Source organism: Erwinia tasmaniensis Et1/99 (genome assembly GCF_000026185.1).
GTDB lineage: Bacteria > Pseudomonadota > Gammaproteobacteria > Enterobacterales > Enterobacteriaceae > Erwinia > Erwinia tasmaniensis.
This window is the reverse complement of record NC_010694.1, coordinates 549,841-574,753: the sequence shown is the minus strand read 5'-3', so window position 1 is coordinate 574,753 and position 24,913 is coordinate 549,841. Positions and strand designations below refer to the sequence as shown.

Annotated in this window: 27 protein-coding genes and 1 pseudogene; 16 read left to right on the top strand and 12 right to left on the bottom strand. The window is 52.4% G+C overall.

All coding sequences use genetic code 11. The features are described from left to right. The first annotated feature begins 87 nt into the window (after positions 1–87). Complete coding sequence (ampR, locus tag ETA_RS03635; protein ID WP_012440261.1) at positions 88–987, top strand: LysR family transcriptional regulator AmpR; 900 nt, start codon at positions 88–90, stop codon at positions 985–987. Here the strand turns inward: ampR and ETA_RS03630 are convergent. Together ETA_RS03630 and ETA_RS03625 are read right to left on the bottom strand one after the other, a co-directional pair. Further along, a complete protein-coding gene (locus ETA_RS03630) occupies positions 984–1,445 on the bottom strand; it encodes a hypothetical protein (RefSeq protein WP_012440260.1) in 462 nt (153 codons plus the stop codon). The genes ampR and ETA_RS03630 overlap by 4 nt on opposite strands. Before the next feature lie 254 nt (positions 1,446–1,699). Further along, entirely contained in the window at positions 1,700–2,116 is a 417-nt protein-coding gene (locus ETA_RS03625; RefSeq protein WP_012440259.1) for a hypothetical protein, read from the bottom strand. A gap of 494 nt (positions 2,117–2,610) precedes the next feature. On the opposite strand from ETA_RS03625, the gene ETA_RS20660 reads away from it, so the two are divergent. Continuing rightward, positions 2,611–2,796, top strand: coding sequence for a type 2 periplasmic-binding domain-containing protein (locus ETA_RS20660; protein WP_042958605.1), 186 nt, complete (start codon positions 2,611–2,613; stop codon positions 2,794–2,796). Positions 2,797–3,102: 306 nt separating this feature from the next. Here ETA_RS20660 and ETA_RS03615 read toward each other — a convergent pair whose 3' ends face one another. Together ETA_RS03615 and ETA_RS03610 are read right to left on the bottom strand one after the other, a co-directional pair. After that, a complete protein-coding gene (locus tag ETA_RS03615; RefSeq protein WP_042958603.1) occupies positions 3,103–3,345 on the bottom strand; it encodes a hypothetical protein in 243 nt (80 codons plus the stop codon). A 127-nt stretch (positions 3,346–3,472) separates the two neighbouring features. Further along, positions 3,473–3,883: a hypothetical protein gene (locus tag ETA_RS03610; protein ID WP_042958601.1), complete on the bottom strand. Its 411-nt coding sequence runs from the start codon at positions 3,881–3,883 to the stop codon at positions 3,473–3,475. Between the two features lie 265 nt (positions 3,884–4,148). On the opposite strand from ETA_RS03610, the gene ETA_RS03605 reads away from it, so the two are divergent. From ETA_RS03605 to yjiA, 3 genes are all read left to right on the top strand, one after another. Beyond that, positions 4,149–6,281, top strand: a complete 2,133-nt coding sequence (locus ETA_RS03605; protein ID WP_042958598.1) for a carbon starvation CstA family protein — start codon at positions 4,149–4,151, stop codon at positions 6,279–6,281. 63 nt (positions 6,282–6,344) lie between these two features. Continuing rightward, positions 6,345–6,548: a YbdD/YjiX family protein gene (locus tag ETA_RS03600; protein WP_012440253.1), complete on the top strand. Its 204-nt coding sequence runs from the start codon at positions 6,345–6,347 to the stop codon at positions 6,546–6,548. Between the two features lie 11 nt (positions 6,549–6,559). Then, positions 6,560–7,522: a GTPase gene (gene yjiA, locus ETA_RS03595; protein WP_012440252.1), complete on the top strand. Its 963-nt coding sequence runs from the start codon at positions 6,560–6,562 to the stop codon at positions 7,520–7,522. A gap of 9 nt (positions 7,523–7,531) precedes the next feature. Here the strand turns inward: yjiA and btsR are convergent, their stop codons facing one another. Next, positions 7,532–8,251 carry a two-component system response regulator BtsR gene (gene btsR, locus ETA_RS03590; RefSeq protein ID WP_012440251.1) on the bottom strand — a complete coding sequence of 240 codons (720 nt, stop codon included), beginning with the start codon at positions 8,249–8,251 and terminating at the stop codon, positions 7,532–7,534. Next, on the bottom strand, positions 8,245–9,933 hold the full coding sequence (locus ETA_RS03585) for a sensor histidine kinase (protein WP_012440250.1): 1,689 nt from the start codon (positions 9,931–9,933) through the stop codon (positions 8,245–8,247). The genes btsR and ETA_RS03585 overlap by 7 nt, the downstream gene beginning before the upstream one ends. A gap of 516 nt (positions 9,934–10,449) precedes the next feature. Between ETA_RS03585 and mdtJ the strand changes: the two genes are divergently transcribed. From mdtJ to ETA_RS03555, 6 genes and pseudogenes are all read left to right on the top strand, one after another. Then, entirely contained in the window at positions 10,450–10,797 is a 348-nt protein-coding gene (gene mdtJ / locus ETA_RS03580; protein WP_269446409.1) for a multidrug/spermidine efflux SMR transporter subunit MdtJ, read from the top strand. Then, the gene (gene mdtI, locus ETA_RS03575; RefSeq protein WP_012440248.1) at positions 10,784–11,113 is read left to right on the top strand and encodes a multidrug/spermidine efflux SMR transporter subunit MdtI; all 330 of its coding nucleotides are present in this window, start codon (positions 10,784–10,786) and stop codon (positions 11,111–11,113) included. The genes mdtJ and mdtI overlap by 14 nt, the downstream gene beginning before the upstream one ends. 109 nt (positions 11,114–11,222) lie before the next feature. Next, the gene (gene yddG, locus ETA_RS03570) at positions 11,223–12,125 is read left to right on the top strand and encodes an aromatic amino acid DMT transporter YddG (RefSeq protein ID WP_012440247.1); all 903 of its coding nucleotides are present in this window, start codon (positions 11,223–11,225) and stop codon (positions 12,123–12,125) included. Positions 12,126–12,436: 311 nt separating this feature from the next. Continuing rightward, positions 12,437–12,769 carry a hypothetical protein gene (locus tag ETA_RS03565; protein WP_012440246.1) on the top strand — a complete coding sequence of 111 codons (333 nt, stop codon included), beginning with the start codon at positions 12,437–12,439 and terminating at the stop codon, positions 12,767–12,769. 395 nt (positions 12,770–13,164) lie between these two features. Beyond that, positions 13,165–13,778 (top strand): annotated as a pseudogene (locus ETA_RS20655) (fimbria/pilus periplasmic chaperone). Between the two features lie 298 nt (positions 13,779–14,076). Beyond that, the gene (locus tag ETA_RS03555; protein ID WP_012440244.1) at positions 14,077–14,409 is read left to right on the top strand and encodes a hypothetical protein; all 333 of its coding nucleotides are present in this window, start codon (positions 14,077–14,079) and stop codon (positions 14,407–14,409) included. A gap of 395 nt (positions 14,410–14,804) precedes the next feature. Here ETA_RS03555 and ETA_RS03550 read toward each other — a convergent pair whose 3' ends face one another. Continuing rightward, positions 14,805–15,041, bottom strand: a complete 237-nt coding sequence (locus ETA_RS03550) for a hypothetical protein (RefSeq protein WP_012440242.1) — start codon at positions 15,039–15,041, stop codon at positions 14,805–14,807. A 67-nt stretch (positions 15,042–15,108) separates the two neighbouring features. Between ETA_RS03550 and ETA_RS03545 the strand changes: the two genes are divergently transcribed. After that, a complete protein-coding gene (locus ETA_RS03545) occupies positions 15,109–16,407 on the top strand; it encodes a cytosine permease (protein ID WP_012440241.1) in 1,299 nt (432 codons plus the stop codon). 46 nt (positions 16,408–16,453) lie between these two features. Here the strand turns inward: ETA_RS03545 and ETA_RS03540 are convergent, their stop codons facing one another. After that, positions 16,454–17,479 carry a LacI family DNA-binding transcriptional regulator gene (locus tag ETA_RS03540; RefSeq protein WP_042958595.1) on the bottom strand — a complete coding sequence of 342 codons (1,026 nt, stop codon included), beginning with the start codon at positions 17,477–17,479 and terminating at the stop codon, positions 16,454–16,456. A gap of 340 nt (positions 17,480–17,819) precedes the next feature. On the opposite strand from ETA_RS03540, the gene ETA_RS03535 reads away from it, so the two are divergent. The 4 genes from ETA_RS03535 to ETA_RS03520 all read left to right on the top strand — a co-directional run bounded on the left by ETA_RS03535 (position 17,820) and on the right by ETA_RS03520 (position 21,422). After that, positions 17,820–18,143 carry a PTS sugar transporter subunit IIB gene (locus tag ETA_RS03535; RefSeq protein ID WP_012440239.1) on the top strand — a complete coding sequence of 108 codons (324 nt, stop codon included), beginning with the start codon at positions 17,820–17,822 and terminating at the stop codon, positions 18,141–18,143. After that, positions 18,140–19,459: a PTS cellobiose transporter subunit IIC gene (locus ETA_RS03530; RefSeq protein WP_012440238.1), complete on the top strand. Its 1,320-nt coding sequence runs from the start codon at positions 18,140–18,142 to the stop codon at positions 19,457–19,459. The genes ETA_RS03535 and ETA_RS03530 overlap by 4 nt, the downstream gene beginning before the upstream one ends. Before the next feature lie 2 nt (positions 19,460–19,461). Beyond that, positions 19,462–19,788 (top strand): PTS lactose/cellobiose transporter subunit IIA, encoded by a 327-nt coding sequence (locus ETA_RS03525; RefSeq protein ID WP_012440237.1) that lies wholly within the window; start codon positions 19,462–19,464, stop codon positions 19,786–19,788. A 200-nt stretch (positions 19,789–19,988) separates the two neighbouring features. Then, positions 19,989–21,422: a 6-phospho-beta-glucosidase gene (locus ETA_RS03520; protein ID WP_042958593.1), complete on the top strand. Its 1,434-nt coding sequence runs from the start codon at positions 19,989–19,991 to the stop codon at positions 21,420–21,422. A 303-nt stretch (positions 21,423–21,725) separates the two neighbouring features. On the opposite strand, the gene ETA_RS03515 is transcribed toward ETA_RS03520, so the two are convergent. The 4 genes from ETA_RS03515 to ETA_RS03500 are packed head-to-tail and all read right to left on the bottom strand — an operon-like array spanning position 21,726 to position 24,859. Beyond that, positions 21,726–22,415, bottom strand: coding sequence for an amino acid ABC transporter permease (locus ETA_RS03515; protein WP_012440234.1), 690 nt, complete (start codon positions 22,413–22,415; stop codon positions 21,726–21,728). Beyond that, positions 22,405–23,172 carry an amino acid ABC transporter permease gene (locus ETA_RS03510; RefSeq protein WP_012440233.1) on the bottom strand — a complete coding sequence of 256 codons (768 nt, stop codon included), beginning with the start codon at positions 23,170–23,172 and terminating at the stop codon, positions 22,405–22,407. The genes ETA_RS03515 and ETA_RS03510 overlap by 11 nt, the downstream gene beginning before the upstream one ends. Beyond that, on the bottom strand, positions 23,169–23,999 hold the full coding sequence (locus ETA_RS03505; RefSeq protein ID WP_012440232.1) for an amino acid ABC transporter ATP-binding protein: 831 nt from the start codon (positions 23,997–23,999) through the stop codon (positions 23,169–23,171). Before ETA_RS03505 ends, ETA_RS03510 begins: the two co-directional genes overlap by 4 nt. Positions 24,000–24,016: 17 nt before the next feature. Continuing rightward, positions 24,017–24,859 carry an ABC transporter substrate-binding protein gene (locus tag ETA_RS03500; RefSeq protein ID WP_012440231.1) on the bottom strand — a complete coding sequence of 281 codons (843 nt, stop codon included), beginning with the start codon at positions 24,857–24,859 and terminating at the stop codon, positions 24,017–24,019. Positions 24,860–24,913 lie beyond the last annotated feature (54 nt).

Genomic DNA, 24,913 nt, shown 5'->3' with positions numbered 1-24,913 from the left:
TTTCGCCGAGAAGTGTGAACGGATTGACCCACGGTGACAAACGGTTATATTTAGCGGCAGACAATAGAAAAACTTACAGACACCGTCATGACACGCTCATATATCCCGCTGAACTCCCTACGCGCCTTCGAGGCTGCCGCCAGATTATTAAGTTTTACTAAGGCATCCAAAGAATTAAATGTAACCCATGCCGCCATCAGCCAGCAGGTTAAGGCGCTGGAACAGCACCTGAAATGTCGGCTTTTTATCCGTATTTCGCGCGGCCTGATGTTAACCGCCGAAGGAGAAAGCCTGCTGCCGATCCTTAATGATTCCTTTGATCGCATTGCCAATACGCTCGATCGTTTCTCCGACGGCCAAATGCGCGAAAAGATGAAAATTGGCGTGGTGGGCACCTTCGCCATTGGCTGGCTGCTGCCGCGTCTGGAAAATTTTCGCCGACTGCATCCGCATGTGGATGTACTGCTGTCGACGCACAACAATCAGGTCGACAGCGTGGCCGAAGGGCTGGATTACGCCATACGCTACGGTAGCGGGGCCTGGCACGGTACCGGGGCGCAGTTTCTTTGCGATGCGCCGCTTTCCCCGCTGTGCTGCCCGGCGCTGGGCGCGCAGCTGCGCGACCCCGGCGACCTGCATCGCTTCACCCTGCTGCGCTCGTATCGACGTGATGAGTGGTCAACCTGGTTTTCCTCGGTCGGCGCATCAGCGCCCTCCCTTTCTCAGCACTTCATGATGTTTGATTCCTCGCTGACCATGCTGCAAGCGGCACAGGCCGGTGCCGGCATCGCGCTGGCACCGGCGACCATGTTTAACCATCTGCTGGAGGACGGGCGTATCGTGCAACCTTTTAGCCAAAGCGTCAGCCTGGGTGGCTACTGGCTAACCCGCCTGCAATCGCGTGTAGAAACCGCCGCCATGCGTGATTTTTCCGCATGGTTGCTGGCAACGATAGCGGCTGAAGCCTCTTCCGCACCAGGTGGTTAGCCCGCGAGTTGGCGACTTTTGTCAGTACTTTTTGCGATATTTTTCCCGGTTGCTGGTTCTACCCATCGCTGATTGCCTTTAAAAGTCGGCGGACGTATTACACTGAGGGAGGTTTTATCAGCAATAAGGCAGCCATTCCCATGATGACTATCCTGGCGAAACAGGTAAGCAACAAAATCGTAACGATGGCCTACGGCCAGCGTAAAACTGAATTTATTAAAGAACGTTAAGTGATTAATCCCAAACCGTAATCGATAAAACTTTTCCTTAGGTTGACCTGGCAAAAGCGTTTGTATGGCAATAAACAGCAGTTCGCAGGAAATTTCAGATCGCGACAGGGTATGACAAAATCTAACCATCACAACCGACAATGGGTTAGGATTAAAACAGTTGCCAAGATGAATAAACGTGCTGACAATAAGCTCAAAGCTTCGTAGATAATTCTGTATCACCGCCATGCCATTATTATGTGCCTGTCACTGTTGTTGCAGTGAACATATCAAAAACGGGGTATGACACAAATTAAATGACAGGCTCCATTTTCATGGCAACAAAAAGCGGTGTGCTCGGCGGAAAAACCGTGTTGATTGGCTAAAATTCTGTCGTCAGCCCTTAGCTATAAATATCCAAGATATTTTTATTGAGCGCCACCCAATGATACGCAGCGCACCTATCACTTAAGCGTTGCAGACTCGTCTTAGCGACATTGTTGTCAGTCATTGCGAAAACGGCTCATTGAACCTGAAACACTCTCACTATCATATACTTGTGGATTTGCACAACTCATATGTGCTGCATTAATAAAACTGAGCATTTTGATTTTTGCCTGTTCAATAAGTCGAAAATCTAAGGGGTAATGAATTCCATTTAAGAATTCTTTTGTGGTATCTTCCAATTCTTTACAGTATTTTTCTATGTTATTAGCCTTGTATGCTGCGACGCTTTTAATTAGTTTTTTTGAATGATTAACTGTTTTTTTATAATCCTGATTATTTTTTTCACACAAATTATTTTTAACCGATTTTAATTTCTCTAAAAACACGCGCCCTTCAGTTATAGCAAACAACCGCTCTTGAGGAATATCACTTCTCTGGCAAAAAATAAAATAAGATGGATTAATTAGGGACATATTTCACTTCACTTTAAAATTATTTGAGAAACAAGCATATATTTATATTTCAGACTTAAATATCAAAAAACGCTTAGTCCTTATAAAGTGAACGTCGTTTGGTTTTTTCGCACGGGAAAGAATAGGAGAACATGTCGCGTAGCACCACCTGCGGTTTAAGAATAATCCAATGAAGTCATTCTGCGTATTAACGTTATCTTCCCACTGCATAAAAAACCTTAACGGAAATAGCCCGACTGCATTGTACTCATAAATACCGTCGCCATCTCAATTCGTATCGTATCAATAAATCCCCTCATCACCAGTGAGACTTTTATCACAATCCTCAGGTATATAGCCCGACAGCAAAACCGCTTAGCCCGATGTGTAACCGCTTATCGTGGTATTTAACCACTGAATCAATTATCCCTCCGCTGGCTGTGATAATTTGCCATCATATACCCGGAACAATATTGGCTTCTTACAATACCATCCCGATCACAATCTGATCCCCTATGAATAAAAATGAACGCTTCAAACATACCTCCTGGATGATCCTCAGGATCAACGGTACCAGCGCCTGCCTGGGTAGCGACTGGCTGACCCGCCTGCAGTCGCGTGTAGAAACCGCCGCCATGCGTGATTTTACCGCATGGTTGCTGGCAACAATAGCGGCTGAAGCCTCAACGCCAGCCGCGTGATGAGTGAGCGTATTGGCACAATTTTGCGCGTTTTCTTCGCGATTTGTCCTCCATCGCAACATCCCCTGCGTTTTATCGTCTGTGCTTAAGAGAGCATTTCCCCTTTTACACATGGCACTAAATCACCCAGATTTAAGAAGTATCTTATATTACGACATTGATAATCTCGGAGGGGAAGGAGTATGAAAGCACCCGGTGGGTTAGAAACGTTGTTCTGCCAAAGATTGCGGTACGGCCCCTGGCAAACCGGGGAAAGGGGAAATCCGCGTTGCTCTCGGCGGTCATATTGCGCAGATTGGGGTTTTATCAGGCAATGAAGCGGAAATCCCCATCCTGAGCATTCTGGGGAAACAGGCGCGTATCCACGGCCAGACGGTTGCCAGCCGCCAGGATCAGATTGAATTTGTTAAGGCGCTTGAAGTGATTGAGACTCAACCCGTCATCGATAAAATAGCCCACTATGATGACCTTGCTGAAGCCTTTGCCAGACAGCAAAGCGTCGCGCACTTCGGCAAAATTTGCGTTGAGTGGTAAAGTCGGCAACGTCATAAATATTAACCCAGCCCGGAGCCATTGCATCATGGCTCCGGCGTTAATTCGGAACGGTGGATCGGGGTAAGAATTTGTCGCCCAGTCCCCAAATCTGGCTGATGCTTCCCCCCTGATGAAGTAATAACTAAGCGGGTCGGACAGATTTCGCGGCAGCGATTAAATTATCACTGCAATTTTGTGAATGAATGATGGCCGGGTTATTTTCATCATCATTGATGCTATTAAAGAAAAGATCAGAGCTCACGGCAACATTATCAATGTAATAACTAATAAGATGAAAATGACCTTTCTGCACATTTTCTTTTAAAGCCTGCGCTTTCGATACCGTATTATTAAATGCACCTTCAACTCCTGCGCCTCTTTCAAGCACAATATGTTTAATGCTGCTCAAAGAGGTTAAGAATTCATTCGCACAGAAAAGGGTTTTTGATGCTTCGGGTGAAAGCCTGCGTCCAAGAAGATTAAGAAAGCAACAGCGGAAAAATTCCAAACTTATGCCCCTTTCAGATAGTTTATAAAAAATAATATATTTCATTACTGCTGACTGGGATACTGGAAAAAGTGCTCCCATCAATCCTACATTTATATCAACGGCCCTTTCCCCAGTGAGACCTTCCTCACAACAATCAGGCCATTAACCCAGGGGAAAAACCGCTTAGCCCCGTTAACAACCGCTTATTATGATATTTAACCGCTTAAACATTTATCCCCCCGGTCGATGTTGATTTTTGCCACCATATCCCCGCTATCAACATCTGTTTCTTCCAATGCTGTCTCTCTTGGTAAAAACCGGGTTCACTATGAATAAAAATAAAATTTTCAAACATATTCCCTGGATGATCCTTGGGATCATCGGTGCCTGCTGTCTGGCCGTGGTGGCGCTGCGACGCGGTGAGCATATCAGTGCGCTGTGGATCGTCGTCGCGTCAGTGTCAGTCTACCTTGTAGCGTATCGCTACTACAGCCTGTATATCGCCCAAAAGGTGATGAAACTTGACGCCAGCCGCGCCACGCCTGCCGTGGCCAACAACGATGGGCTGAACTACGTGCCTACCCACCGCAACGTCCTGTTTGGCCACCACTTCGCGGCGATTGCCGGGGCCGGGCCGCTGGTTGGCCCGGTGCTGGCGGCGCAAATGGGTTACCTGCCCGGCGTTCTGTGGCTGCTGGCCGGCGTGGTGCTGGCCGGAGCGGTACAGGACTTTATGGTGCTGTTTATCTCCACTCGTCGCAATGGCGCATCGCTCGGCGAGATGATCAAAAATGAGATGGGCCCGGTTCCCGGCACCATCGCGCTGTTCGGCTGTTTTCTGATTATGATTATAATCCTCGCGGTGCTGGCACTGATCGTGGTGAAGGCGCTGGCGGAAAGTCCGTGGGGGGTATTTACCGTCTGTTCCACGGTGCCGATCGCGCTGTTTATGGGCATCTGGATGCGTTTTATTCGCCCCGGGCGCGTGGGCGAAATTTCGTTGATTGGCGTATTGCTGCTGATCGCCAGCATCTGGTTTGGTGGCGTGATTGCGCACGATCCTTACTGGGGACCGGCGCTGACCTTTAAAGACACCACGATTACCTTCACCCTGATTGGCTATGCGTTTATTTCTGCGCTACTGCCGGTGTGGCTGATCCTTGCCCCGCGTGACTACCTGGCGACCTTTCTGAAAATCGGCGTTATCGTCGGTCTGGCAATCGGAATTGTCATCCTGAACCCGGAACTGAAGATGCCGGCGCTGACACCCTATATCGATGGATCGGGGCCGCTGTGGAAAGGGGCGCTGTTTCCGTTCTTGTTTATCACTATCGCCTGCGGTGCCGTTTCTGGTTTTCATGCCCTGATCGCCTCCGGCACCACGCCGAAGCTGCTGGCATGCGAAACCGATGCGCGCTTTATTGGTTATGGCGCGATGTTGATGGAGTCCTTCGTGGCGGTTATGGCGCTGGTGGCCGCTTCGATTATCGAACCGGGCCTTTATTTCGCCATGAACACGCCGCCGGCCGGGTTGGGCATTACCATGCCAAACCTGCACGAGCTGGGCGGGGCTAACGCGCCGATGATTATGGCGCAGCTGCAGGACGTCACCGCACAGGCGGCGGCAACCGTCAGTTCATGGGGGTTTGTCATCAGCCCAGAGCAGATCATGCAAACCGCCAAAGATATCGGCGAACCCTCGGTGCTCAATCGCGCCGGAGGGGCACCGACGCTGGCGGTCGGCATTGCCTGGGTCTTTGATAAAATGCTGCCAATTGCCGATATGGGATTCTGGTATCACTTCGGCATTCTGTTTGAAGCGCTGTTTATTCTCACCGCGCTGGATGCCGGGACACGCTCCGGCCGCTTTATGCTCCAGGACCTGCTGGGCAACTTTATTCCATTCCTGAAAAAAACCGACTCGCTGCTGGCGGGCGTGGTGGGAACGGCAGGCTGCGTGGGGCTTTGGGGCTATCTGCTGTATCAGGGCGTGGTCGACCCGCTGGGCGGCGTGAAAAGCCTTTGGCCGTTGTTTGGTATTTCCAACCAGATGCTGGCCGCCGTGGCGCTGGTATTGGCCACCGTGGTATTGATAAAAATGAAGCGGAATCGCTATATCTGGGTCACCGTGGTCCCAGCCGTATGGCTGCTGATTTGTACCACGTGGGCGCTGGGCCTGAAGCTGTTCAGCCAGGACCCACAGATGGAGGGCTTCTTCTTTATGGCGAGCGAGTACAAGGCAAAAATCGCCGCTGGCGGAGCGAACCTCACCGCCGGACAGATCGCCAATATGGATCATATTGTGGTCAATAATTACATCAATGCCGGTCTGAGTATTCTGTTCCTGCTGGTGGTTTACAGCATTATCTTCTACGCCATCAAAGCCTGGCTGCGTGCACGCCAGAACGACAGCCGGACGGATACCGAAATGCCTTACGTCACCGTGCCAAAAGAAGGGTAAAAGGCCCTTATCGCCACTGAACCTGTTCAACCGCCCCGCCGCCGCGGGGCTACAGGAAACACCATGTTTGACAACTTAGGCGCAGCGAAAAAATACCTCGGTCAGGCGGCCAGAATGCTGGTCGGCATTCCTGATTATGAGACTTACGTACTGCATATGCAGACTAACCATCCGGATGAAGCGGTGATGACCTATCAAGAGTTCTTTCGCGAACGCCAGCAGGCGCGTTACGGCGGAGAGGGTAAGGGTGGGATGCGCTGTTGTTAACAGGACAAAAAATGGAACCGATTACCGTTACGATACTGACCGGCTTTCTCGGCGCGGGAAAAACCACGCTACTGCGCCACATCCTGCACCAACAGCAGGATTATCGCATCGCGGTGATTGAAAATGAGTTGGCAGCCGTATCCGTGGACGATCGGCTGCTGGGCGATAGCGCCAGCCAGGTAAAAACCCTGGCCAACGGCTGCATCTGCTGCACGCGCTCCGGCGAACTGGAAACGGCGCTGCTGGAAATGCTCGATGGCATCGATCGGGGCGAACTGGCGTTTGATCGCCTGGTGATTGAATGCACCGGCATGGCCGATCCCGGCCCGATTATTCAGACCTTTTTTTCACACGATATGCTCTGCCAGCGCTATCTGCTGGACGGAGTTATCACCCTGGTGGATGCGGTTCACGCCGGACAACAGATGGATCGATTCCCCATTGCCCAATCTCAGGTGGGCTACGCAGACCGTATTCTGCTTAGCAAAACCGATATTGCCGGGGCCGTGCCAGCGTTGATGCAGCGGCTACAGCGCATAAATGCCCGCGCGCCCGTTTATCCGGTGGTCAAGGGGGATATCGACCTCTCGCTGCTGTTTAATATCGGTGGTTTTATGCTGGAAGACCGAGTCGTTGCGACCATGCCTCGTCTGCACTATATCCCTGAACAGCAAACTGAGGTTACCTCCCTGGTGCTGGAGCTGGGTTATCCGCTGGCGTTGGATGCGGTCTCAAAAGTGATGGAAGAGCTGCTGGCAGGCTTTGCCGACAGGCTACTGCGCTACAAGGGCATGCTGTGGATTAAAGAGATGCCCTGCCGCCTGCTGTTTCAGGGAGTCCAGCGCCTGTACAGCGCCGACTGGGATCGCGAATGGCAGCCCGACGAGCAGCCCGGCTGTACGCTGGTCTTTATCGGCATGCGGCTGCCGGAGGAGCAGATCCGTGCGGCGTTTTCCCGCCTGAAAAACGCGTAACGCTGGCGATCACAGCCCAACGGCCTCTTTCAGGGCTTTCAGATAACGGCGGCTGGCCGGCACGATATGGTTTCCGCGCAGCAATAGCGCTGCCTGGCCGCTATCCTCAAGGCGGATTTCCTGCAAATGCGCCATATTTACCAGAAACTGCCGATGGCAGCGCAACAGCGGCGTACGCCTTTCCAGCGTGCGCAGGGTCAGCTCGGTAAAACCCTCTTTGCCATCCAGACAGGTGACATAAATCCCGCTCAGGCGACTGCTGACAAAAACGACCTCCTCCATATGCAGCAGGCTGATGCGGCTGTGGCCGCTACAGGGAATACACTTCAGCGGCTGCTGGCTGTCCACCAGTGCCGAGAGATCCTGCCCGTGACCGTCGTAGCGCAGACGCGTAAGCGTTTTTGCCAGCCGTGACGGATCCACTGGTTTCAGCAGGTAGTCAAAGGCATGTTCTTCAAATGCCCGTACGGCGAACTCATCGAACGCGGTAAGAAACACAATCCGCGGCCGATGTACCGGGTCCAGCATGCTGACCATCTCCAGGCCGCTAATACGCGGCATCTGGATATCAAGAAAAACTACGTCGGGGCGCAGCCGGTGCACGGCCCCCAACGCCTCAATCGCGTTGGCACACTCGCCAACTATCCTGATATCGTTTTCAGCCTGTAACATGACCCGCAAATTTTCGCGCGCCAGCGGCTCATCATCGACAATCAATACGCTTAACATACTGGCTCCTCCAGCGGAAGATGCAGGGTAATACGGGTAAAGCTGTTCGGTTGGCAGTCAACGCGAATACCGCAGTCGTCACCAAAATGAGCGCGTAAACGCTTATCAACAAGGCCCATCCCCAGGCCCTCGCTGCCATTTTTCGCCTGATAAAGACCGGCATTATCCTCAATAGCCAGCAGCAGATACCCGTCCTGACGACTGGCCTGCAACGTGATTTCGCCGCAGCCGATCAACTGTGAAGTACCATGCTTGATAGCGTTTTCCACAATGGGTTGCAGGATAAAAGCGGGCAGTTGGTGATGGCCCAGTTCCGGCGGCACCCGCAGCTGTACCCGCAGGCGAGACTGGAAACGCGCCTGTTCAATTTGCAGATAGGCATTCACATGCTCAACCTCATTAGACAGCGTAACGATTTCCGAAGGGCGTTTAAGATTTTTACGGAAAAAGGTCGACAGGTACTGCACCAGCTGACTGGCCTTGTCACCGTCATGGCGGATCACGGCCAGGAGAGTGTTGAGCGCATTAAACAGAAAGTGCGGGTTGACCTGCGCATGCAGCAGCCTGATCTCCGACTGCGCCAGCAGTGCCTTCTGCCGCTCATACTGCCCGGCAAGGATCTGGGCCGACAGCAGCCGGGCGATCCCCTCTCCCAGCGTGCGGTTAATTGAGCTAAAAAGCCGATTGCGCGGCTCATAAAGTTTGATGGTGCCCATCACGCGCTGGTTTTCTCCGCGTAGCGGGATCACTAAGGTCGAACCCAGTCTGCACCCGGCATGCAGCGAACAGCGATAAGGCACTTCGTTTCCGTCTGCGTAAACCACCTCACCGCTCTCAATCGCCTTTAGCGTCAATGAAGAGGAGATCGGTGTACCCGGCAGATGGTGATCGTCGCCAGTGCCGATAAACGCCAGCAGCTGGTCGCGATCGGTGATCGCCACCGCGCCAATATCCAGCTCCTGGTAAAGCACCTGTGCCACCTTCATGCTGTTCTGCGAGTTGAACTCCTGACGTAGCATGCCTTCGGTCAAGGCCGCCACTTTCAGGGCGGTAGTGGAAAACGCCGTGGTGTATTTCTCAAACATCGCACGCTTATCCAACAGAATGCGCATAAACATCGCCGCGCCGAGAGTATTGGTGACCAGCATGGGTGCCGCAATATTTTGCACCAGGTGCAAAGCGTCATTAAAGGGGCGGGCAATAAGCAAAATGATTGCCATTTGCAGCAGTTCGGCAATAAAGGTAATGCCACCGGCCATCAGCGGGCTAAAGACTTTATCGCTGCGCCCGCGCCCGATCAAAACCGCATGTAAAACGCCACCCAGCAGCCCTTCAGCCATGGTGGAGATCATACAGCTGAGCGCGGTCATGCCGCCAAGCGAATAACGATGTAGCCCGCCGGTCAGGCCAACCAGTCCCCCTACCATCGGCCCACCGAGCAATCCGCCCATCACCGCGCCAATCGCCCGCGTGTTGGCAATAGAATCATCAATATGCAGACCAAAATAGGTGCCCATCAGGCAAAAAATGGAGAAGGTGATATAGCACAACAGTTTGTGCGGCAGGCGAACGGTAACCTGCATTAACGGGATAAAAAGACGTGTTTTGCTCATCAGCCAGGCGATGACCAAAAATACACACATTTGCTGTAGCAGCAGTAAGATTAACTTCAATTCGTACATTGTCTAAAACTCTGTATTCCCTGTAGCAGGCAACATACCCTGGCCGGTGGCATCCTGCCTTCCGGCAGTGAATGAAATGCGAGCTGGTACGATAATTTTTTCAAATTAACGTAGCATTTTCACTGCCTGACTGATGAAACATAATATTGTTCGTAAAGATAAATAAAGAATAATTCACCACTTAAAAAGGGAAAATACAGAGTAAAGAATTGAAAAACTTTTCTTTCCCTTCGCTTTACGTGGTAAAAGAGAGGCGTGTTTAACTACTGAGGACAATTTCCTTTCCGCACCGACGAGAAGCAACAATGCGGATAAGTTGTAAAAATTATGGACAATAAGAGCAAGGCTTGGCAAAAACGATCCCTCCCTCTGTTCTCTTCTGCTTTTACCCCTTCCGGTGAACAACACTGGCGTAACGCCCTTTAGTCCCGCTTCCTGCAACTAACTTAATGCTATTCAGGCTGCCGTCGGTTTTTTCCGATGCGGCGCGTTATTACGTTATCTCGCGGAAGATAAATCATGATTTACTGGATGTTACTGGCACTGGCAATTGGGCTTGAAATCACCGGCACCCTGTTTATGAAGTGGTCAAGCGTCAGCGGTAACCCACTGGGTTACATCATTATGCTGCTTATGATCGCCCTCTCTTATATTGCACTTTCCATCTCGATTAAAAAGATTGCAATGGGCGTTGCCTACGCAATGTGGGAAGGTATCGGGCTACTGTTTATTACGCTGTTCAGCGTGCTGCTGTTTGAGGAATCATTTTCGCTGGTCAAGATGGCCGGTCTGGTCACGCTGGTGACCGGGATCGCCCTGATCAAATCTGGCAGCTACAGCAGGAGGCCGCATGTCAGCGTTTGAATGGACCCATGCAGCCTGGCTGGTGGTAGCGGTCATACTGGAAATTGTCGCCAATATCTTTCTTAAACTCTCCAACGGCTTCCAGCGTAAAGTTTACGGCCTGATGTCACTGCTGGCGGTGCTTGCCGCCTTTAGCGCACTGGCGAAAGCGGTGGAGGGCATCGACCTTTCCGTTGCCTACGCGCTATGGGGAGGTTTCGGTATTATTGCCACCATTGTCGCGGGCTGGATCCTTTTCGATCAGCGCCTGAGCCGTAAAGGCTGGGCAGGCGTGCTGCTGCTGCTGATCGGTATGGTGATCATCAAACTGGCCTGAACCGCCTTTGTGACGGTGACCTTGCGTGGCCAGCTTATTCAGGTGCACCCGGCCGGACGAACCTGTAAAGTCGTGATGGGAACCAATCACCGCTGCCGGGACGCCAGCCATGAAACAGCAAAAAGCAACGCTCATTGGCTTAATCGCCATCCTGTTATGGAGTGCCATTGTCGGACTGATACGCAGCGTCAGCGAGGGATTGGGGGCCGTGGGTGGCGCCGCCATGATCTATACGCTTAGCGCTTTATTATTAGTCTTCACGGTTGGCTTTCCTAAGGTAAAAACCTTTCCACGCGGCTATCTGATCCTGGGTAGCCTGCTGTTCGTCAGCTATGAACTCTGCCTGTCGCTGTCGCTAGGCTATGCCCGCAGCGGCAGCCAGGCTATCGAGGTCGGCATGGTGAACTATCTCTGGCCCAGCCTGACCGTGCTGCTGAGCGTGCTTATCGCCCGGCAAAAATGCAGCCCGCTAATTATTCCAGGAATGCTCATCTCCCTGACCGGCATTGGCCTGGTACTGGCAGGCGACAGTGCCCTGTCGCTGGCTGAAATTGCGAGTAACGTAGGCTCTAACCCACTCAGTTACGGGCTGGCATTGAGCGGAGCGCTCATCTGGGCGCTGTACTGCGTGCTGACGCAAAAAGCAGCCAGGGGCAGTAACGGTATTACGCTGTTCTTTATGCTGACCGCGCTGGCGCTGTGGGGAAAATACTTCTGCACGCCGCAGCCGGAAATGACCTTCAGTTCGACGGTGCTGCTCGATCTCGGGCTGGCTGCCGGGGCGATGGGGTTTGGCTACGCCGCCTGGAATATCGGCATTCTGCACGGCAACGTCACGGTGCTGGCGACCGCATCCTATTTTATTCCGGTGATTTCCGCGCTGCTGGCCTCTTTTTTACTCCACTCCAGCCTCTCGCCGGGATTCTGGCAGGGAGCGGGCATGGTTAGCCTGGGCTCCCTACTTTGCTGGTGGTCGACCCGCACGAAAACGCGGGCGGCGGATGGTGCATAGCCGCACGCCGATGACGCTGGTAACGGCGATATCCTGCCACAGCACCCGCGACGATGCGATCCTCTGTTCCGGGGTTCGGCCTGTGCCGATCTGTCTACGAAGGTATTGCACCCCCGAAGAGAAACGAGGTGAGGCAAAGCATGCGGGTTATGAGGGAAATTAAGCCGCTTAGCGGCCGTCCGATTAAGCCGGCGTGGCGGGTACTGCCTGATAAGGCGAAAATAATGCCAAAAAGTGCATATTTGGCAAATCATCGTCCGGGTTTCTTCGTATAATGCGCCCCCTGTTATCACCCGCTCGGATAAATTGACATGAAAAAGCGGTTTTTGCTGTTAATCCTTACGGTTATCGCTCTGCTACTGGGATGGTTTACATTACGTACGCCCGCGCATGATGCGCATTACGATGCGGCAACCTGCGCGGCGGTAGTGGTTCTCGGGCCGCCGGAAAGCCCACAGGATTTTACTGATAAACTCCGCGCGGTCATCGTCAGCGAAAACAACTCCTGGTCACTAAAGCAGGTCGCCTATGACGATCGGCTGGGGCAGTTATCGATAGCAAAATATCAAAAACTTAGCGCCCCGGACAAAACAACGGCGGCGCAAAGCATCGACAGCTGTATAAAATCGATGCAGGTACAATAGCGTCAATCAGGCAAGGTGGAACACCGCGGTCGGCTGCTTGCACCAGCCTGGGCTTTATCGCTGGTCAACGCTACTGCTTTATTTATATTTATGTAAAACAAACGCCGGTTATTTGATAAACTTGCTACTGATGTCAAACGGCGTTAATGGCAACAAAACATTACCCTTCAAATTGTATATTTGGCAAAATTCAGAATAAATAAGAACTTTATCAATGCCTTAGCATGATAAATTATTCGTGAATACCTCTATAAAAAACAAGGTTTTTTAGAAAAACCATAAACAGAATCACCTCCCCCCACTCAATTAATAGGCACACCAAATCAATAAATGATTATTGATCTTTATTGTCGTTATAGTTAAGCGTACTTATAATCAATTACGTTCCGTGACTGATGATTTTTTCTGTTGATTTCCCGAATGAGGTACGCCGGATCTGCTCTCACGATCCCCGGGCGATGCAGTCATCAAGTACCCAATATAAAAATGTCCACAGGGAAGAAACAGTGATGAATGACCGATGGATGACAACGGTGATAGCGACCTGGATAATGGTTCCGGCGATCCTGCTGAGTGTCACCGATCGTGTTCGTGCCACAGGGATGGTTCCGCAAACTTCCGTGCTGATTGTCGATGAGCACGATGAAGAAGCATCAATGACGTTAACCAATACGGATACCCAGCCGGCACTTCTGGTGACCAGCGTAGAGGGTATCGGGCAGGACAGTGAGCGTTTGCTGCTTGTCTCCCCGCCGGTGGTGCGTGTGGAGGCGGGAAAAAACAGCGGGTCAGATCCCTGTTGACCTCACCGACACCGCTGAAAACAGAACGACTTCGCCGGATGATATTCAGAGGTATTCTGCCGCGAGATGGCGATGGACGGCAGATACGGGTTAGCGTGACGCAAAATTTGCCGGTCATTATAAGACCCGCCGGATTACCTAGAGATCCGGCACCGTGGGAGCGCTTTGGTAACCGATACTTCCGATACCCTGATCACCCTTGTTGATGAAGATGGCACTATTCTTATTCCGGATGCCAAACCGCAGCAAATTTTGTTTATCGCTATGCCCTACGGCCGTTGCAGATTGCTACCGGAAAACCTTCCTGAAAGGCCTCCCCGGGATAATATCATCTACGAAAAGACCGATAGGGTGTCTTGGGAAGTATGATTATTACATAAATTTCCTTGAAGTATATTTAAGGATAATCCATATTGTGATTGCCCATCAGACCTGAAAGATTCAGGAAGATACTCACTGAGATATCCTGTTTGCTGATGTTTTCATTCAACAAAGGACTGCTAAATGTTAAATAATTTTTTACTAACCTACTCTGTTAAGGCTCAAGACTTTTCAGAATCCAACAAAGAAAAAGCCTCAAAGGTTCGGGATGAGATTGCTGAACTCAACTGCTGGGATAAGCTCGATGAAGTCGAAACCACCTTTAGAGGTGAAATTAATGCCTCTGGCTCATTGGACTCAGAAAGAAAAAAATCGGCAATACGAGCAGTTGAGGAGCAATTCCAACCTGTTTTGAAAAAACACCATGCCAGCAGCCACAAAGTGAAAATTTTCTGCGCAATGATGCTGGATAATGTTGATATCCCATTCTATTTCACCATAGAAAATAAGCTCTAATCATCAGACCCACTCGCAAAGGGATCTTATGATGCCCCTGGCCGCCGCTTGCTTTTACTCTCACTGGGTTTAACGGCGGCCATCTACAGGATTGATACCTGCCAAGCAGGATATTGTTCTGTACGTTATTTATTCTTTTTAAATTTGCTACCTGCCCCCTCCATCAGCCTGCTGCCAGATCGCTTCAAGTGAGACGACCTGATAATTGTGACCATTCAACGCTGTAAAACACGCCCAGGTGAGTCTTAATGACCCTTCAACAGGCTGACCGATGTTTTATTTCCCTCACCCACATCATAGACATACTCTGAAAGCGGAATAAAAAGGGAGAAAATGCTGTTGAAATTCATTAGCATTGCATGATGGTTGAATACGGAAATATAGAGATACTATTATTACTTCACTAAAAGATAGGTTTGACTTTCAGGCGAAAGAATTCTGCCAAAAAGGGGGATTTTCAGCCCGGCAGAAATTGATACGCTGTTTTTCATGCTGCAACGCATGACGACTAAGAAATTGCCCGAGTTTATCAACTTAGCCACCACACGGTAGAGAGCCGTATTGATCGGAAGTCCGGAGTGTATACCCTGAACCAGTTTGAAGAGTTCTGCCGCCGTGTGGGGCTGGATCATTTCATACCGGATCGCCTGATATAAAAAAAGAGATCCCGGTTATTTAATCTGATAAAAGGAAATTATCATGCTGCGTATTGAAGATTATCCTCTAAGCCGCGTTCCCACCAATAAGCGCGTTTCGTTTCTCAGTGTTGCAGTCGTCCATATGGGAATGCTGACCGCGCTGGATCAGTTTATGCTCGCCGCCATTCTGGGTGATTCGATGAGTCTGGCCACGGCACTGCTGGCTATTTTTTCCGGGAGCGTGATTTTTGGCATCGTTACCTTTGGGTTAGGCTATGCCGGGATGAAAGAGGGCATAGCCGGAAGCCTGCTGGCGCGCTGGTGCGGTTTTGGTCGTATTGGTTCCGTGCTGATCGGGCTGGTGGTGGCTATCAGCCTGTTGGGCTGGTTTGGCATTCAAAATGCCCTCTTCGCCAAATCACTCAATTTTGCCCTCGGCGATGCGCTGGGCTTTCCCCTGGCGGCCAGCCTTACCGGCCTGCTGCTGACCAGCCTCGTCACGTTTGGCTTCAAGGCGCTGCGCGTCACGGCACGTATCGCGGTTCCGCTATTTATCTGCCTGATGGGCTTTATTTCATTTAGTACCCTGTCCGGGCAGAGCCTGCAGCAGATCATTGCTCTGCCTGCCACCGGTAGCCCGCTCGCCTTCAGCGCCGCCGTCACGATGGTGGTCGGTGGCGCAACGGTAGCCAGCCTGATGACGCCAGACCTGACGCGCTATTCCCGTTCGGCGAAGCACGTGGCCGCAATGACGTTGATGACGATCATTGCCGGTGAATTTGTCGTTAACGGCCTGGCGATTATGATTGCGCGCACTCTGCAAACCGCCGATGTGGTCAGCATTATGTCGCAGGCTGCGGGCGGCGCCGGGCTGCTGGTGGTCATCCTTTCCACCCTGCGCGTTAACGATCTCAACCTGTACTCCTCCTCGCTGGGAGTGATCAATGCCGTAGAAGGGATATTCGGGAAAAAGCTGCAATACCGATCGACAACGCTGGCAATCGGCGTGGCGGGCACTCTGCTGTCGGTGCTCGGTATCCTTGACCGCTTTGTCGACTTCCTTACCCTGCTCGGCGTTGTGTTTCCACCGATCCTCGGCATCATGCTGGTCGACTATCTGCTATTACGCACGCATCGCGAGGTGCTGGATCGCAGCCGTATGCAGGGCAAACTGCCCGACGATGACGAAACACCGGCCATTGGCTGGGTGGCTATCATCGCCACAATCATCGGCAGCGTGGTGGGGCTGTTATTCCATTGGGGGGTGCCGACGCTTAACTCGCTGCTGGTTTCATGCGTCATTTATTACCTGCTGATGCTGGCGTTGCGTAACCGGGCAATAGCGCCGGCGGTTGAATAACCGGCGCGCGGCCGGCCCTGCTCTGAAACCTTCGTGGTCACCGGGTTCAGCGGCCAGCCAGCCAGGGCCCCGGGGCCACGGAGTCGCGCACCATCAGGCGGCCGGCGATCGCGGGCAGCGGCTCGCTGGAATCCCCACCCAGCATCAGCACCAGCTTCTCCAGCGTATGTCTGATCATCTCCCCAACGGGGACATGCACCGTGGTCAACGGCGGCACGAAGAAAGACGCCATGGGGATGTCATCAAAGCTGAGCAGCGAGACATCCTGCGGGATGCGTTTCCCGGCAGCGTAAAGCGCGCGCGCCGCCCCCATCGCCATATCGTCGTTACTGGCCATCAGAGCGGTAAAACTCACACCACGGGCCATCAGTTCCTGCGCGGCGTTAAAACCGCTTTGCAGCGTCCACTCTCCCTGTACTATCCGTTGCTCATCCAGGTGAATGTGATGCGCCCGTAGAGCCTGGCGATACCCCTTAAAGCGGCTGAGCCCGGTTGGCGAGCCTGACGCACCGTGAATAAACGCGATTTCACGATGCCCTTGCGCCACCAGATAATTCACCGCCTCAACGCTGTTTTTCTGATGGGCGGCGATAACACAGTGTGCGGGATGCTTTTTCAGCAGGCGGTTAACCACAATAATTGGCCTGTGGGTTTGCTCAATAATATCATCCAGCTCGTCGGCATTCAGAAAACGGGGATAAATAATAATCGCATCGCAACGTAAATCGAGAAGAAATTCAATGGCCTGCCGCTCCTGACGCGCGTCATGCTTGCCATCGGCCAGGATCAGCTGGCGGCCGTGTTGTTCAGTCACTGTTGCTGCCTGAAATAACAACTCGTTAAAGTAAGGGCCGTTATATAAGGTATTGGTCACGACCAGCCCAATATTTTGCGATTTGCTGGTGGCTAAATTCCGCGCCAGTAAATTAGGCCTGTAGCCCGTCTCTTCGATCGCTTTTAATACCCGCTCGTGAGTGGTTTTACTGACATAATTATTGCCCGCCAATACTCGGGAGACCGTTGCTTTTGACACACCTGCTTTTTTGGCAACGTCCAACATGGTAATCATCATGTCATCCTGAAGGCTAAGTTTCGGCTGTCATAATAAACTGTTTATCCACATCGCCCAAGCCAATGTCACAAGACCATAGAGAAAAAAGGTCATCGTCATTCTGTCAGGTACAACGAGATAAAACGGATCAGAATTTCGCGGGAAAAACCCTCTCATAAGCACCTAACGTCATGAATAAAATCAATTTTTATATATTTTCCGACGTTGAAATCTGGCCCTTCACCTACAGCCTCATGCCGTTTGAGATCGTGCTCACAGAATAAACCAAATAATATGAAACCGGTTGCAGAAACGAGTCTCTTTCGGATATTTATATAAAAAAACAGACCGGAGACCCGCCATGAAAAAAATATTACTCTGTTGTGCCGCAGGGATGTCCACCAGCATGGTCGTTCAGCGCATGGAAAAAGCGGCAAAGGAAAAAAATATTGCGGTTGAGATAGATGCAGTGGGGCTTGAAGAGTTTAGCGAGCAGGTTAGCGGCCGCGACTGTTGCCTGCTGGGGCCACAGATTAAATATAAACTGGCTGACTTTGCTCCGCTGGCCGCGGAGCTGAACAAGCCCATAGCGGTCATCAATACCATAGATTACGGCATGATGAATGGTGAAAAGATCCTCACTGAAGCCCTGTCGATGATCGAGAACGCAAGGATCGCTCAATGAGCAGCCTCAGCCAGAGCCTGTTTGCCGTTATTGAAAACCGCATCAGCCCTGTAGCGGCACGTCTCTCCAGCCAACGCCACGTTGTGGCGATCAAAGACGGCTTTATCTCCTCGATGCCATTCCTGATCGTTGGCTCATTTATGCTGCTGTTTGCTCACCCGCCTTTCTCCGCCGATAGCCAGTGGGCGTTTGCCCAGTGGTGGCTGGGGATGGTGGATCGCCATTTTGCGCAAATTATGATGCCCTACAATATGACGATGGGCATTATGGCGGTGTATATCACCGCGGCTATCGCCTACAACCTCGCCATCAGCTATAAGATGAACGGCTTTATGGCGGCGTGCCTGGCACTGATGTCATTCCTGCTGGTGGCGGCACCGCAGAGCAACGGCGCTCTGCCGATCGGCTCGCTGGGTGGAGAAGGGATCTTTACCGCGATTTTAGTCAGCCTTTACTCCACCGAACTGATGCATTTTCTACAAAAACATCATATTGGCATTAAGCTGCCTGAGCAGGTTCCCCCCAAAATACGTCAATCTTTTGACCTGCTGATCCCGATCCTCGCCATTTTCCTGACGCTGTTCCCGCTCAGCCTGCTGATCCAGGATGGGTTCGACATGCTGCTGCCGCAGGCGATTATGGCGCTGTTTAAGCCCATCATCTCAGCCTCTGACTCTCTGCCCGCGGTACTGATTGCCGTGTTGCTGTGCCACCTGCTGTGGTTCGCCGGGATTCATGGCGCGGTGATCGTCGGCGGTATTTTGCAGGCTTTCTGGCTCACCAATCTTGGGATCAATCAGCAGGTATTGAACGGTGGGGAGCCCATTAGCCAAATTTTTATCGAGCCATTCTGGCAATTCTTTATCGTCGTGGGCGGCTCCGGTTCGACCATGGGCCTGGTGTTCCTCTACCTGCGTAGCCGCTCGGCACATTTACGCTCTATCGCCAAGCTGGGTCTGGTTCCAAGTATGTTCAATATCAATGAGCCGATTATCTTCGGCTCGCCGGTGGTGATGAACCCGGTGCTGTTTATTCCCTTTATTACCGCGCCTCTGGTCAACGCGGTTATCGCCTGGATCGCCACCCGTACCGATATGGTGAACCACGTCATCTCACTGGCCCCCTGGACAACGCCTGGCCCCATCGGTGCGGCATGGTCAACCGGCTGGGACTATCGTGCGGTGATTCTGGTCGGCGTACTGATCGCGATCTCAACCCTGATTTATTACCCGTTTTTCAAAATGTATGAACGTCAGTTATTACAACAGGAACAGCCCGCGGCGGCTGAAGAAAAATTAAACGCAGTGGAGAGCTGATAATGGATATGGAAACCACGGTGATGGAGCTGATTATTCAGGCTGGTGAAGCCCGCTCCTGTGCGATGCAGGCGCTACGTGCCGCACGCGGTTATGACTGGGAGGAGTCAGATCGGCAGCTGCTGGCCGCTACCGCCGCCGCCAGGGCCGCGCACAAGATCCAGACGTCGCTAATCGGGGCTGATGAGGGCGTCGGCAAGGTGCCGGTAAACCTGATCCTGGTGCATGCTCAGGATCACCTGATGAACGCGATGCTGTGCCGGGAACTGGCCGAAGAGATCGTGATCCTTCATCGCGAAGTGCAGGCCCTGAAACGGGTAAACGGCTAACGACCCTTTGCTAATGCGGTCTGACCTCGAGCGCTGCCTTTGTCATTCGCTGCCCTATTCCAGGGTTTTTCGGTGAGAAGCATGCCGCCAGCCTGAATATGCCACAGACCCGTCTGGGCAAAGGTTTTATTAAATTTCTCTCGCGCCTCAGCAGGCGCGGCTTTTTTAAACGTGGTTAATCTCACCGGAAAGGAAAGATGATGTCATTACCAAACGATTTTTTATGGGGCGGCGCGGTAGCGGCGCATCAGGTTGAAGGCGGCTGGAACCAGGGCGGTAAAGGCCCAAGCATCGTCGACGTGCTGTCCGGCGGATCGCACGGCGTAAACCGCGTCATTACCGACGGCATCGATGCGCAGCATCAGTATCCCAACCATTTGGCGGTGGATTTCTACCATCGATATAAAGAAGATATCGCGCTGTTTGCCGAAATGGGCTTTAAGTGTTTCCGCACCTCAATTGCCTGGACGCGCATCTTCCCGCAGGGCGACGAGCTGGAGCCAAATGAGGCTGGACTACAGTTTTATGACGATCTTTTTGACGAGCTGCTGAAATACAATATCGAACCGGTGATCACTCTGTCGCACTTCGAGATGCCGCTGCATCTGGTGAAAGAGTACGGCGGCTGGCTGAATCGCAAAGTGGTCGATTTCTTTGTGCGCTACAGCGAAGCGGTGCTGAAACGCTATCAGCACAAAGTAAAATACTGGATGACCTTTAATGAGATAAATAACCAGCGTAACTGGCGTTATCCGCTGTTCGGCTACTGTAACTCCGGGGTCATTTTTACCGATCACGAAAAGCCAGAGCAGGCAATGTATCAGGTGCTGCATCATCAGTTTGTCGCCAGCGCCCAGGTGGTGAAACTGGGCCACCAAATCAACCCCAATATGAAAATCGGCTGTATGCTGGCCATTGTGCCGCTCTACCCCTGGTCATGTCACCCGGACGATGTCATGTTCGCCCAGGAGGCGATGCGTGAACGCCATCTGTTCGGCGATGTTCATTTGCGCGGTTACTATCCGTCTTACATTGTCAAAGAGTGGCAGCGTAAGGGCTATCAGATTGAGATGCAGCCAGGTGACGAGCAGACGCTGCGCGAGGGTTGTGCCGACTATCTGGGCTTTAGCTATTACATGAGTAACGCGGTGCAGTACTCAGAGAAGGACAACAGCGATGGCCGCCATATTGAAGGCTTCCCTGGCAGCCGCCCGAACCCGCATGTGAAGGCGTCTGACTGGGGCTGGCAGATCGATCCTGTCGGCCTGCGCTACACGCTGAATGCCTTCTGGGAGCGCTACCAGAAACCGATGTTTATCGTGGAAAACGGTTTTGGCGCTTACGACAAGGTGGAAGCCGATGGTCAGATTAATGATGATTACCGCATCGCCTATTTGCAGGCGCATATTGAGCAGATGAAGATCGCCGTGCTGGAAGACGGCGTGGATCTCATGGGCTACACCCCGTGGGGCTGCATTGACTGCGTTTCCTTCACCACCGGCCAGTACGACAAGCGCTATGGCTTTATCCACGTCAATAAAAACGACGACGGCAACGGCGACCTGGCGCGCTCAAAGAAAAAGAGTTTCAACTGGTATAAGCAGGTGATTGCCAGCAATGGCGAGGATGTGTAACGCACCGTCGCAACCTGAGGATCGGGTTTAGCGCGATGAGGCCTAAGCTGAAAATACGCTAAATAACGGCGCGAAATAGTACACGAACTGCCCGCTTAGCGGGCAGATTCAGCCCTGTTTCAATCGGCAGTGCCTCACGATTAACATCATCAACCGCATTGAACGTGTGAAAACGCCGAACACAAATCAGAACATCACGCATGAAATCAACGGACTCACTGTGGTTTAACGCTTTTGGACGTCGCCAGCGGCGATGGATTAAGCACCATATGAATGGCACTGTTATACGGGCTGCTTACATGATCAGCGCGCCAGATGCCGCCGTTTTAATCCTTTTCCTGCCAGATACGCCAGCGCACTGCACAGCAGGTAATAGATGACGCCAACAAACAGAAAAATTTCGGCCGGGTAGAGCTGCACCCGGTTGTTAACCTGCCCGGCAACCGTAGTGAGCTCTGGGACATTAACAATAAACGCCAGTGATGTGTCCTTCAGCAGCGAAATCAGTAAACCCAGGTACGATGGCAGTAGATTTGGCCAGGCCTGCGGCAGCAGGATCACAGTGAGAATTTTGATTTTACTGAAGCCTGACGCAATGCCTGCTTCTGTCTGCCCGGCGGGCAGCGATTCCAGCCCAGCCAGCGTTGAGTGCATGACCGCCGCTGAGGTAAACCATGCCAGCGCGATAATTACCGTCAGCGGTCCGGGGATCGAACCGCCAAACACCACCGGCAGCAGGAAATAGAGCCAGAAAATGACGAAGATCAGCGGGATGCCGCGAATAAAGGAGGCCCAGAGAAACAGCACTCTACGCGTCCAGCCCCCGTAACGCCAGGCCAGCCCGGCCATCAGTACACCCAGCATCAGCGCGAGAAAACCGGCAGAGGTAGCCATAATCAACGTCAAGAGTACGCCGCCGGGTTCACCTTCCGTCACTCTTCCCCACAGCATGTAGCCGATATTATCGTGAAGTACTGAGTAATCAAATTCCATCGTTTGAACGCTCCGACAGGGCAGATTTTGGCTGATGGCGCTTAGGGCCGATCACGGTTAACAGCCCCCCCAGAATAAGGCCAAGCAACAGATACAGTGCAGTGCCCACCGCAAAACCTTCAAAAGCATGAGCGTTATAGCTTTCAATACGGCTGACCTGATAGGTCAGTTCGGAAAAGCCAATACCGGTTGCCAGCGAGGAAAGTTTCATCAGGTTAAGGTATTGCCCGGCGACAGGCTGCCAGGCATTAGTCAGTGCCTGGGGCAACAGAATTTCCCGCAGCAGCGTCCAGCGGCTGAAGCCCTGTGAAATCGCCGCCTCGCGCTGGCCTTTTGGCACGGAGTTCAGCCCGGCCTGAACCTCTTCCACTAAAAATGCCGCTGTGAACAGCCCCAGTCCCCAGACAACGCAGAGAAACTCCGGCGTCAGCCAGCTGATATCACCAGGGAACGTTGCCCAGGGATGAATATCCCCGATGTAAAAACGCCAGCTCTGCGGCAGTGCGCCCCAGGCGGCGAAATACCAGAACAGCAGCTGTACCAGCAGCGGTGTATTACGAAACAGGGAAACAAATGCCGACACCGCACCCTGTGCGATCCGTGATGGACTCAGACGCATAGCCAGCAGCAGTACCACCAACAGTGTGCTGAACAGGCTGGCGATCAGGCTGACGTAAAACGTGGTCAAAAAACCGGAGATAATCCATTGCAGGGGCGGCCCGGTCAGCACACCAGCCCAGTCGGGCTGCCAGTTCATCGGCCCACCTGTGATTCAGGATGCAGCGGGAACAGCACTTTCTGCAGAAAACGCTGGGCGCGCGGATGGGTGGGACGGGTAAAGAAATCTTCCGGGGCGGCCTGCTCCAGAATTTCACCCCCATCCATAAAAATCACCCGATCGGCGATTTCGCGGGCAAAGCTCATTTCATGAGTCACCACAATCATGGTGATACCGCTGCGTGCCAGTTCGCGCATCACCAGCAGCACTTCCCCGATCATCTCCGGGTCAAGTGCCGAGGTCGGTTCATCAAACAGAATGATATTCGGGTCAGTTGCCAGCGCCCGGGCAATCGCCACGCGCTGCTGCTGGCCGCCGGATAGCTGCTCGGGGTAATGCTGTGCCTTATCGGCCAGCCCAACGCGCGTCAGTAAGGCCAGCGCTTTTGCCCGTGCCTCCGTTTTCTTCCAGCCGTGTACTTTTATTAACGCCAGGCTGACATTGTCTTGTGCGGTCAGGTGGGCGTAGAGGTTGAACTGCTGAAACACAAAACCAATATGTGTTCTCAACCGCTGCAGTGCTGCCCCTTTCAGTCCCCGCGTTGGTTTACCGTCAATCAGGATCTCGCCGTCGCTCGCGGTTTCCAGTTGGTTAATCAGGCGGATCAGCGTCGATTTACCGGAACCTGACGGGCCGCAAACAGCGACCACTTCACCGCTGGCCACGCTAAGATCGACGGTAGTGATGACCTGATGGTGACCAAAAGACTTACTGACCTGACGGAATTCAACGGCGGTGCTTTGTCCTGGCGATGAACGTGAATAAACCGCAGACGCCGCTGCGGTTGATAAATTTTCTTGCTGCATGTGTGGCACCTGGCTGATTATTTTTCTTCGATTTTGAATAACCGGGGTTGTGGCGATTTTGTTTGCGGACCAAACCAGGTGTCATAGATTTTCAACGCCTGGCCATTTTTCTCCAGGTTCAACAGTTCATCGTTTACCACTTTCAGCAGGCTGGCTTCACCTTTTTTCACTCCCACGCCAATCTCTTCTTTGCTCAGTAACTCAGGCAATACTTTGTATTTCGCTTTATCCGGTGCACCGTCCAGCAGGCCAGCGAGAATGGTGCTGTCCTGAGTAATCGCCTGCACGTTGCCGTTACGCAGGGCAGAAAGCGCCAGGGGAATATCTTCATACGACAGCACGCGTGACTGCGGGAAACGGTTATGCAGTTCCTGCTCGCCAGTGGTGCCTTTAACGGCACCAATGCGTGCCGTCGCGTAGCCGTCCAGTTTATCCGGTGAACTGACGGGGACCAGGAACTGCTGCCCGGTGACAAAGTAAGGCACCGAGAAATCGATCACTTTTGCACGCTCTGGTGTGATAGTTATATCGGCCACAATCAGATCTGCTTTGCCTGACTGCAACAGAGGAATGCGATTAGCCGGGTTGGTCGGCACCAGTTGCAGCTTTACGCCCAGGGTTTTTGCCAGCGCTTTCGCGAAGTCGACGTCATAACCGACGATCTCGTGGGTTTTGGCATCTACCGAACCAAACGGTGGGTTGGCGTCAAAGGTCGCGACTTTGACCACACCGGCTTTTTTGATATCCGCCAGCCGATCGGCATGAGCGGCAAAAGTGGTGATACCGGTCAGTGTCAGCAGCAGTGCGGCAGAAAGACGGGTTTTATTCAATGAGAAGTTTTTGCGTGTCGCCGTAGTCATAATTTTTCCTTATGTATCATCTTAAAGGGGATAGCCCCGTTATCCTGAACGCAG

What these genes read in the sequence shown, in the direction of transcription:
- ETA_RS03630 (WP_012440260.1), bottom strand. Translation starts at nt 1,445, where the DNA reads ATGGCGGTGATACAGAATTATCTACGAAGCTTTGAGCTTATTGTCAGC.
- ETA_RS03530 (WP_012440238.1), top strand. Translation starts at nt 18,140, where the DNA reads ATGAGCAGCCTCAGCCAGAGCCTGTTTGCCGTTATTGAAAACCGCATC.
- ETA_RS03540 (WP_042958595.1), bottom strand. Translation starts at nt 17,479, where the DNA reads ATGATGATTACCATGTTGGACGTTGCCAAAAAAGCAGGTGTGTCAAAA.
- ETA_RS03545 (WP_012440241.1), top strand. Translation starts at nt 15,109, where the DNA reads ATGCTGCGTATTGAAGATTATCCTCTAAGCCGCGTTCCCACCAATAAG.
- ETA_RS03510 (WP_012440233.1), bottom strand. Translation starts at nt 23,172, where the DNA reads ATGAACTGGCAGCCCGACTGGGCTGGTGTGCTGACCGGGCCGCCCCTG.
- ETA_RS20660 (WP_042958605.1), top strand. Translation starts at nt 2,611, where the DNA reads ATGAATAAAAATGAACGCTTCAAACATACCTCCTGGATGATCCTCAGG.
- ETA_RS03555 (WP_012440244.1), top strand. Translation starts at nt 14,077, where the DNA reads ATGTTAAATAATTTTTTACTAACCTACTCTGTTAAGGCTCAAGACTTT.
- ETA_RS03615 (WP_042958603.1), bottom strand. Translation starts at nt 3,345, where the DNA reads ATGACGTTGCCGACTTTACCACTCAACGCAAATTTTGCCGAAGTGCGC.
- ETA_RS03525 (WP_012440237.1), top strand. Translation starts at nt 19,462, where the DNA reads ATGGATATGGAAACCACGGTGATGGAGCTGATTATTCAGGCTGGTGAA.
- btsR (WP_012440251.1), bottom strand. Translation starts at nt 8,251, where the DNA reads ATGTTAAGCGTATTGATTGTCGATGATGAGCCGCTGGCGCGCGAAAAT.
- ETA_RS03585 (WP_012440250.1), bottom strand. Translation starts at nt 9,933, where the DNA reads ATGTACGAATTGAAGTTAATCTTACTGCTGCTACAGCAAATGTGTGTA.
- ETA_RS03520 (WP_042958593.1), top strand. Translation starts at nt 19,989, where the DNA reads ATGTCATTACCAAACGATTTTTTATGGGGCGGCGCGGTAGCGGCGCAT.
- ETA_RS03535 (WP_012440239.1), top strand. Translation starts at nt 17,820, where the DNA reads ATGAAAAAAATATTACTCTGTTGTGCCGCAGGGATGTCCACCAGCATG.
- ETA_RS03625 (WP_012440259.1), bottom strand. Translation starts at nt 2,116, where the DNA reads ATGTCCCTAATTAATCCATCTTATTTTATTTTTTGCCAGAGAAGTGAT.
- mdtI (WP_012440248.1), top strand. Translation starts at nt 10,784, where the DNA reads ATGTCAGCGTTTGAATGGACCCATGCAGCCTGGCTGGTGGTAGCGGTC.
- ampR (WP_012440261.1), top strand. Translation starts at nt 88, where the DNA reads ATGACACGCTCATATATCCCGCTGAACTCCCTACGCGCCTTCGAGGCT.
- ETA_RS03610 (WP_042958601.1), bottom strand. Translation starts at nt 3,883, where the DNA reads ATGAAATATATTATTTTTTATAAACTATCTGAAAGGGGCATAAGTTTG.
- ETA_RS03515 (WP_012440234.1), bottom strand. Translation starts at nt 22,415, where the DNA reads ATGGAATTTGATTACTCAGTACTTCACGATAATATCGGCTACATGCTG.
- ETA_RS03505 (WP_012440232.1), bottom strand. Translation starts at nt 23,999, where the DNA reads ATGCAGCAAGAAAATTTATCAACCGCAGCGGCGTCTGCGGTTTATTCA.
- ETA_RS03565 (WP_012440246.1), top strand. Translation starts at nt 12,437, where the DNA reads ATGAAAAAGCGGTTTTTGCTGTTAATCCTTACGGTTATCGCTCTGCTA.
- yddG (WP_012440247.1), top strand. Translation starts at nt 11,223, where the DNA reads ATGAAACAGCAAAAAGCAACGCTCATTGGCTTAATCGCCATCCTGTTA.
- ETA_RS03550 (WP_012440242.1), bottom strand. Translation starts at nt 15,041, where the DNA reads ATGATCCAGCCCCACACGGCGGCAGAACTCTTCAAACTGGTTCAGGGT.
- ETA_RS03500 (WP_012440231.1), bottom strand. Translation starts at nt 24,859, where the DNA reads ATGACTACGGCGACACGCAAAAACTTCTCATTGAATAAAACCCGTCTT.
- yjiA (WP_012440252.1), top strand. Translation starts at nt 6,560, where the DNA reads ATGGAACCGATTACCGTTACGATACTGACCGGCTTTCTCGGCGCGGGA.
- ETA_RS03600 (WP_012440253.1), top strand. Translation starts at nt 6,345, where the DNA reads ATGTTTGACAACTTAGGCGCAGCGAAAAAATACCTCGGTCAGGCGGCC.
- ETA_RS03605 (WP_042958598.1), top strand. Translation starts at nt 4,149, where the DNA reads ATGAATAAAAATAAAATTTTCAAACATATTCCCTGGATGATCCTTGGG.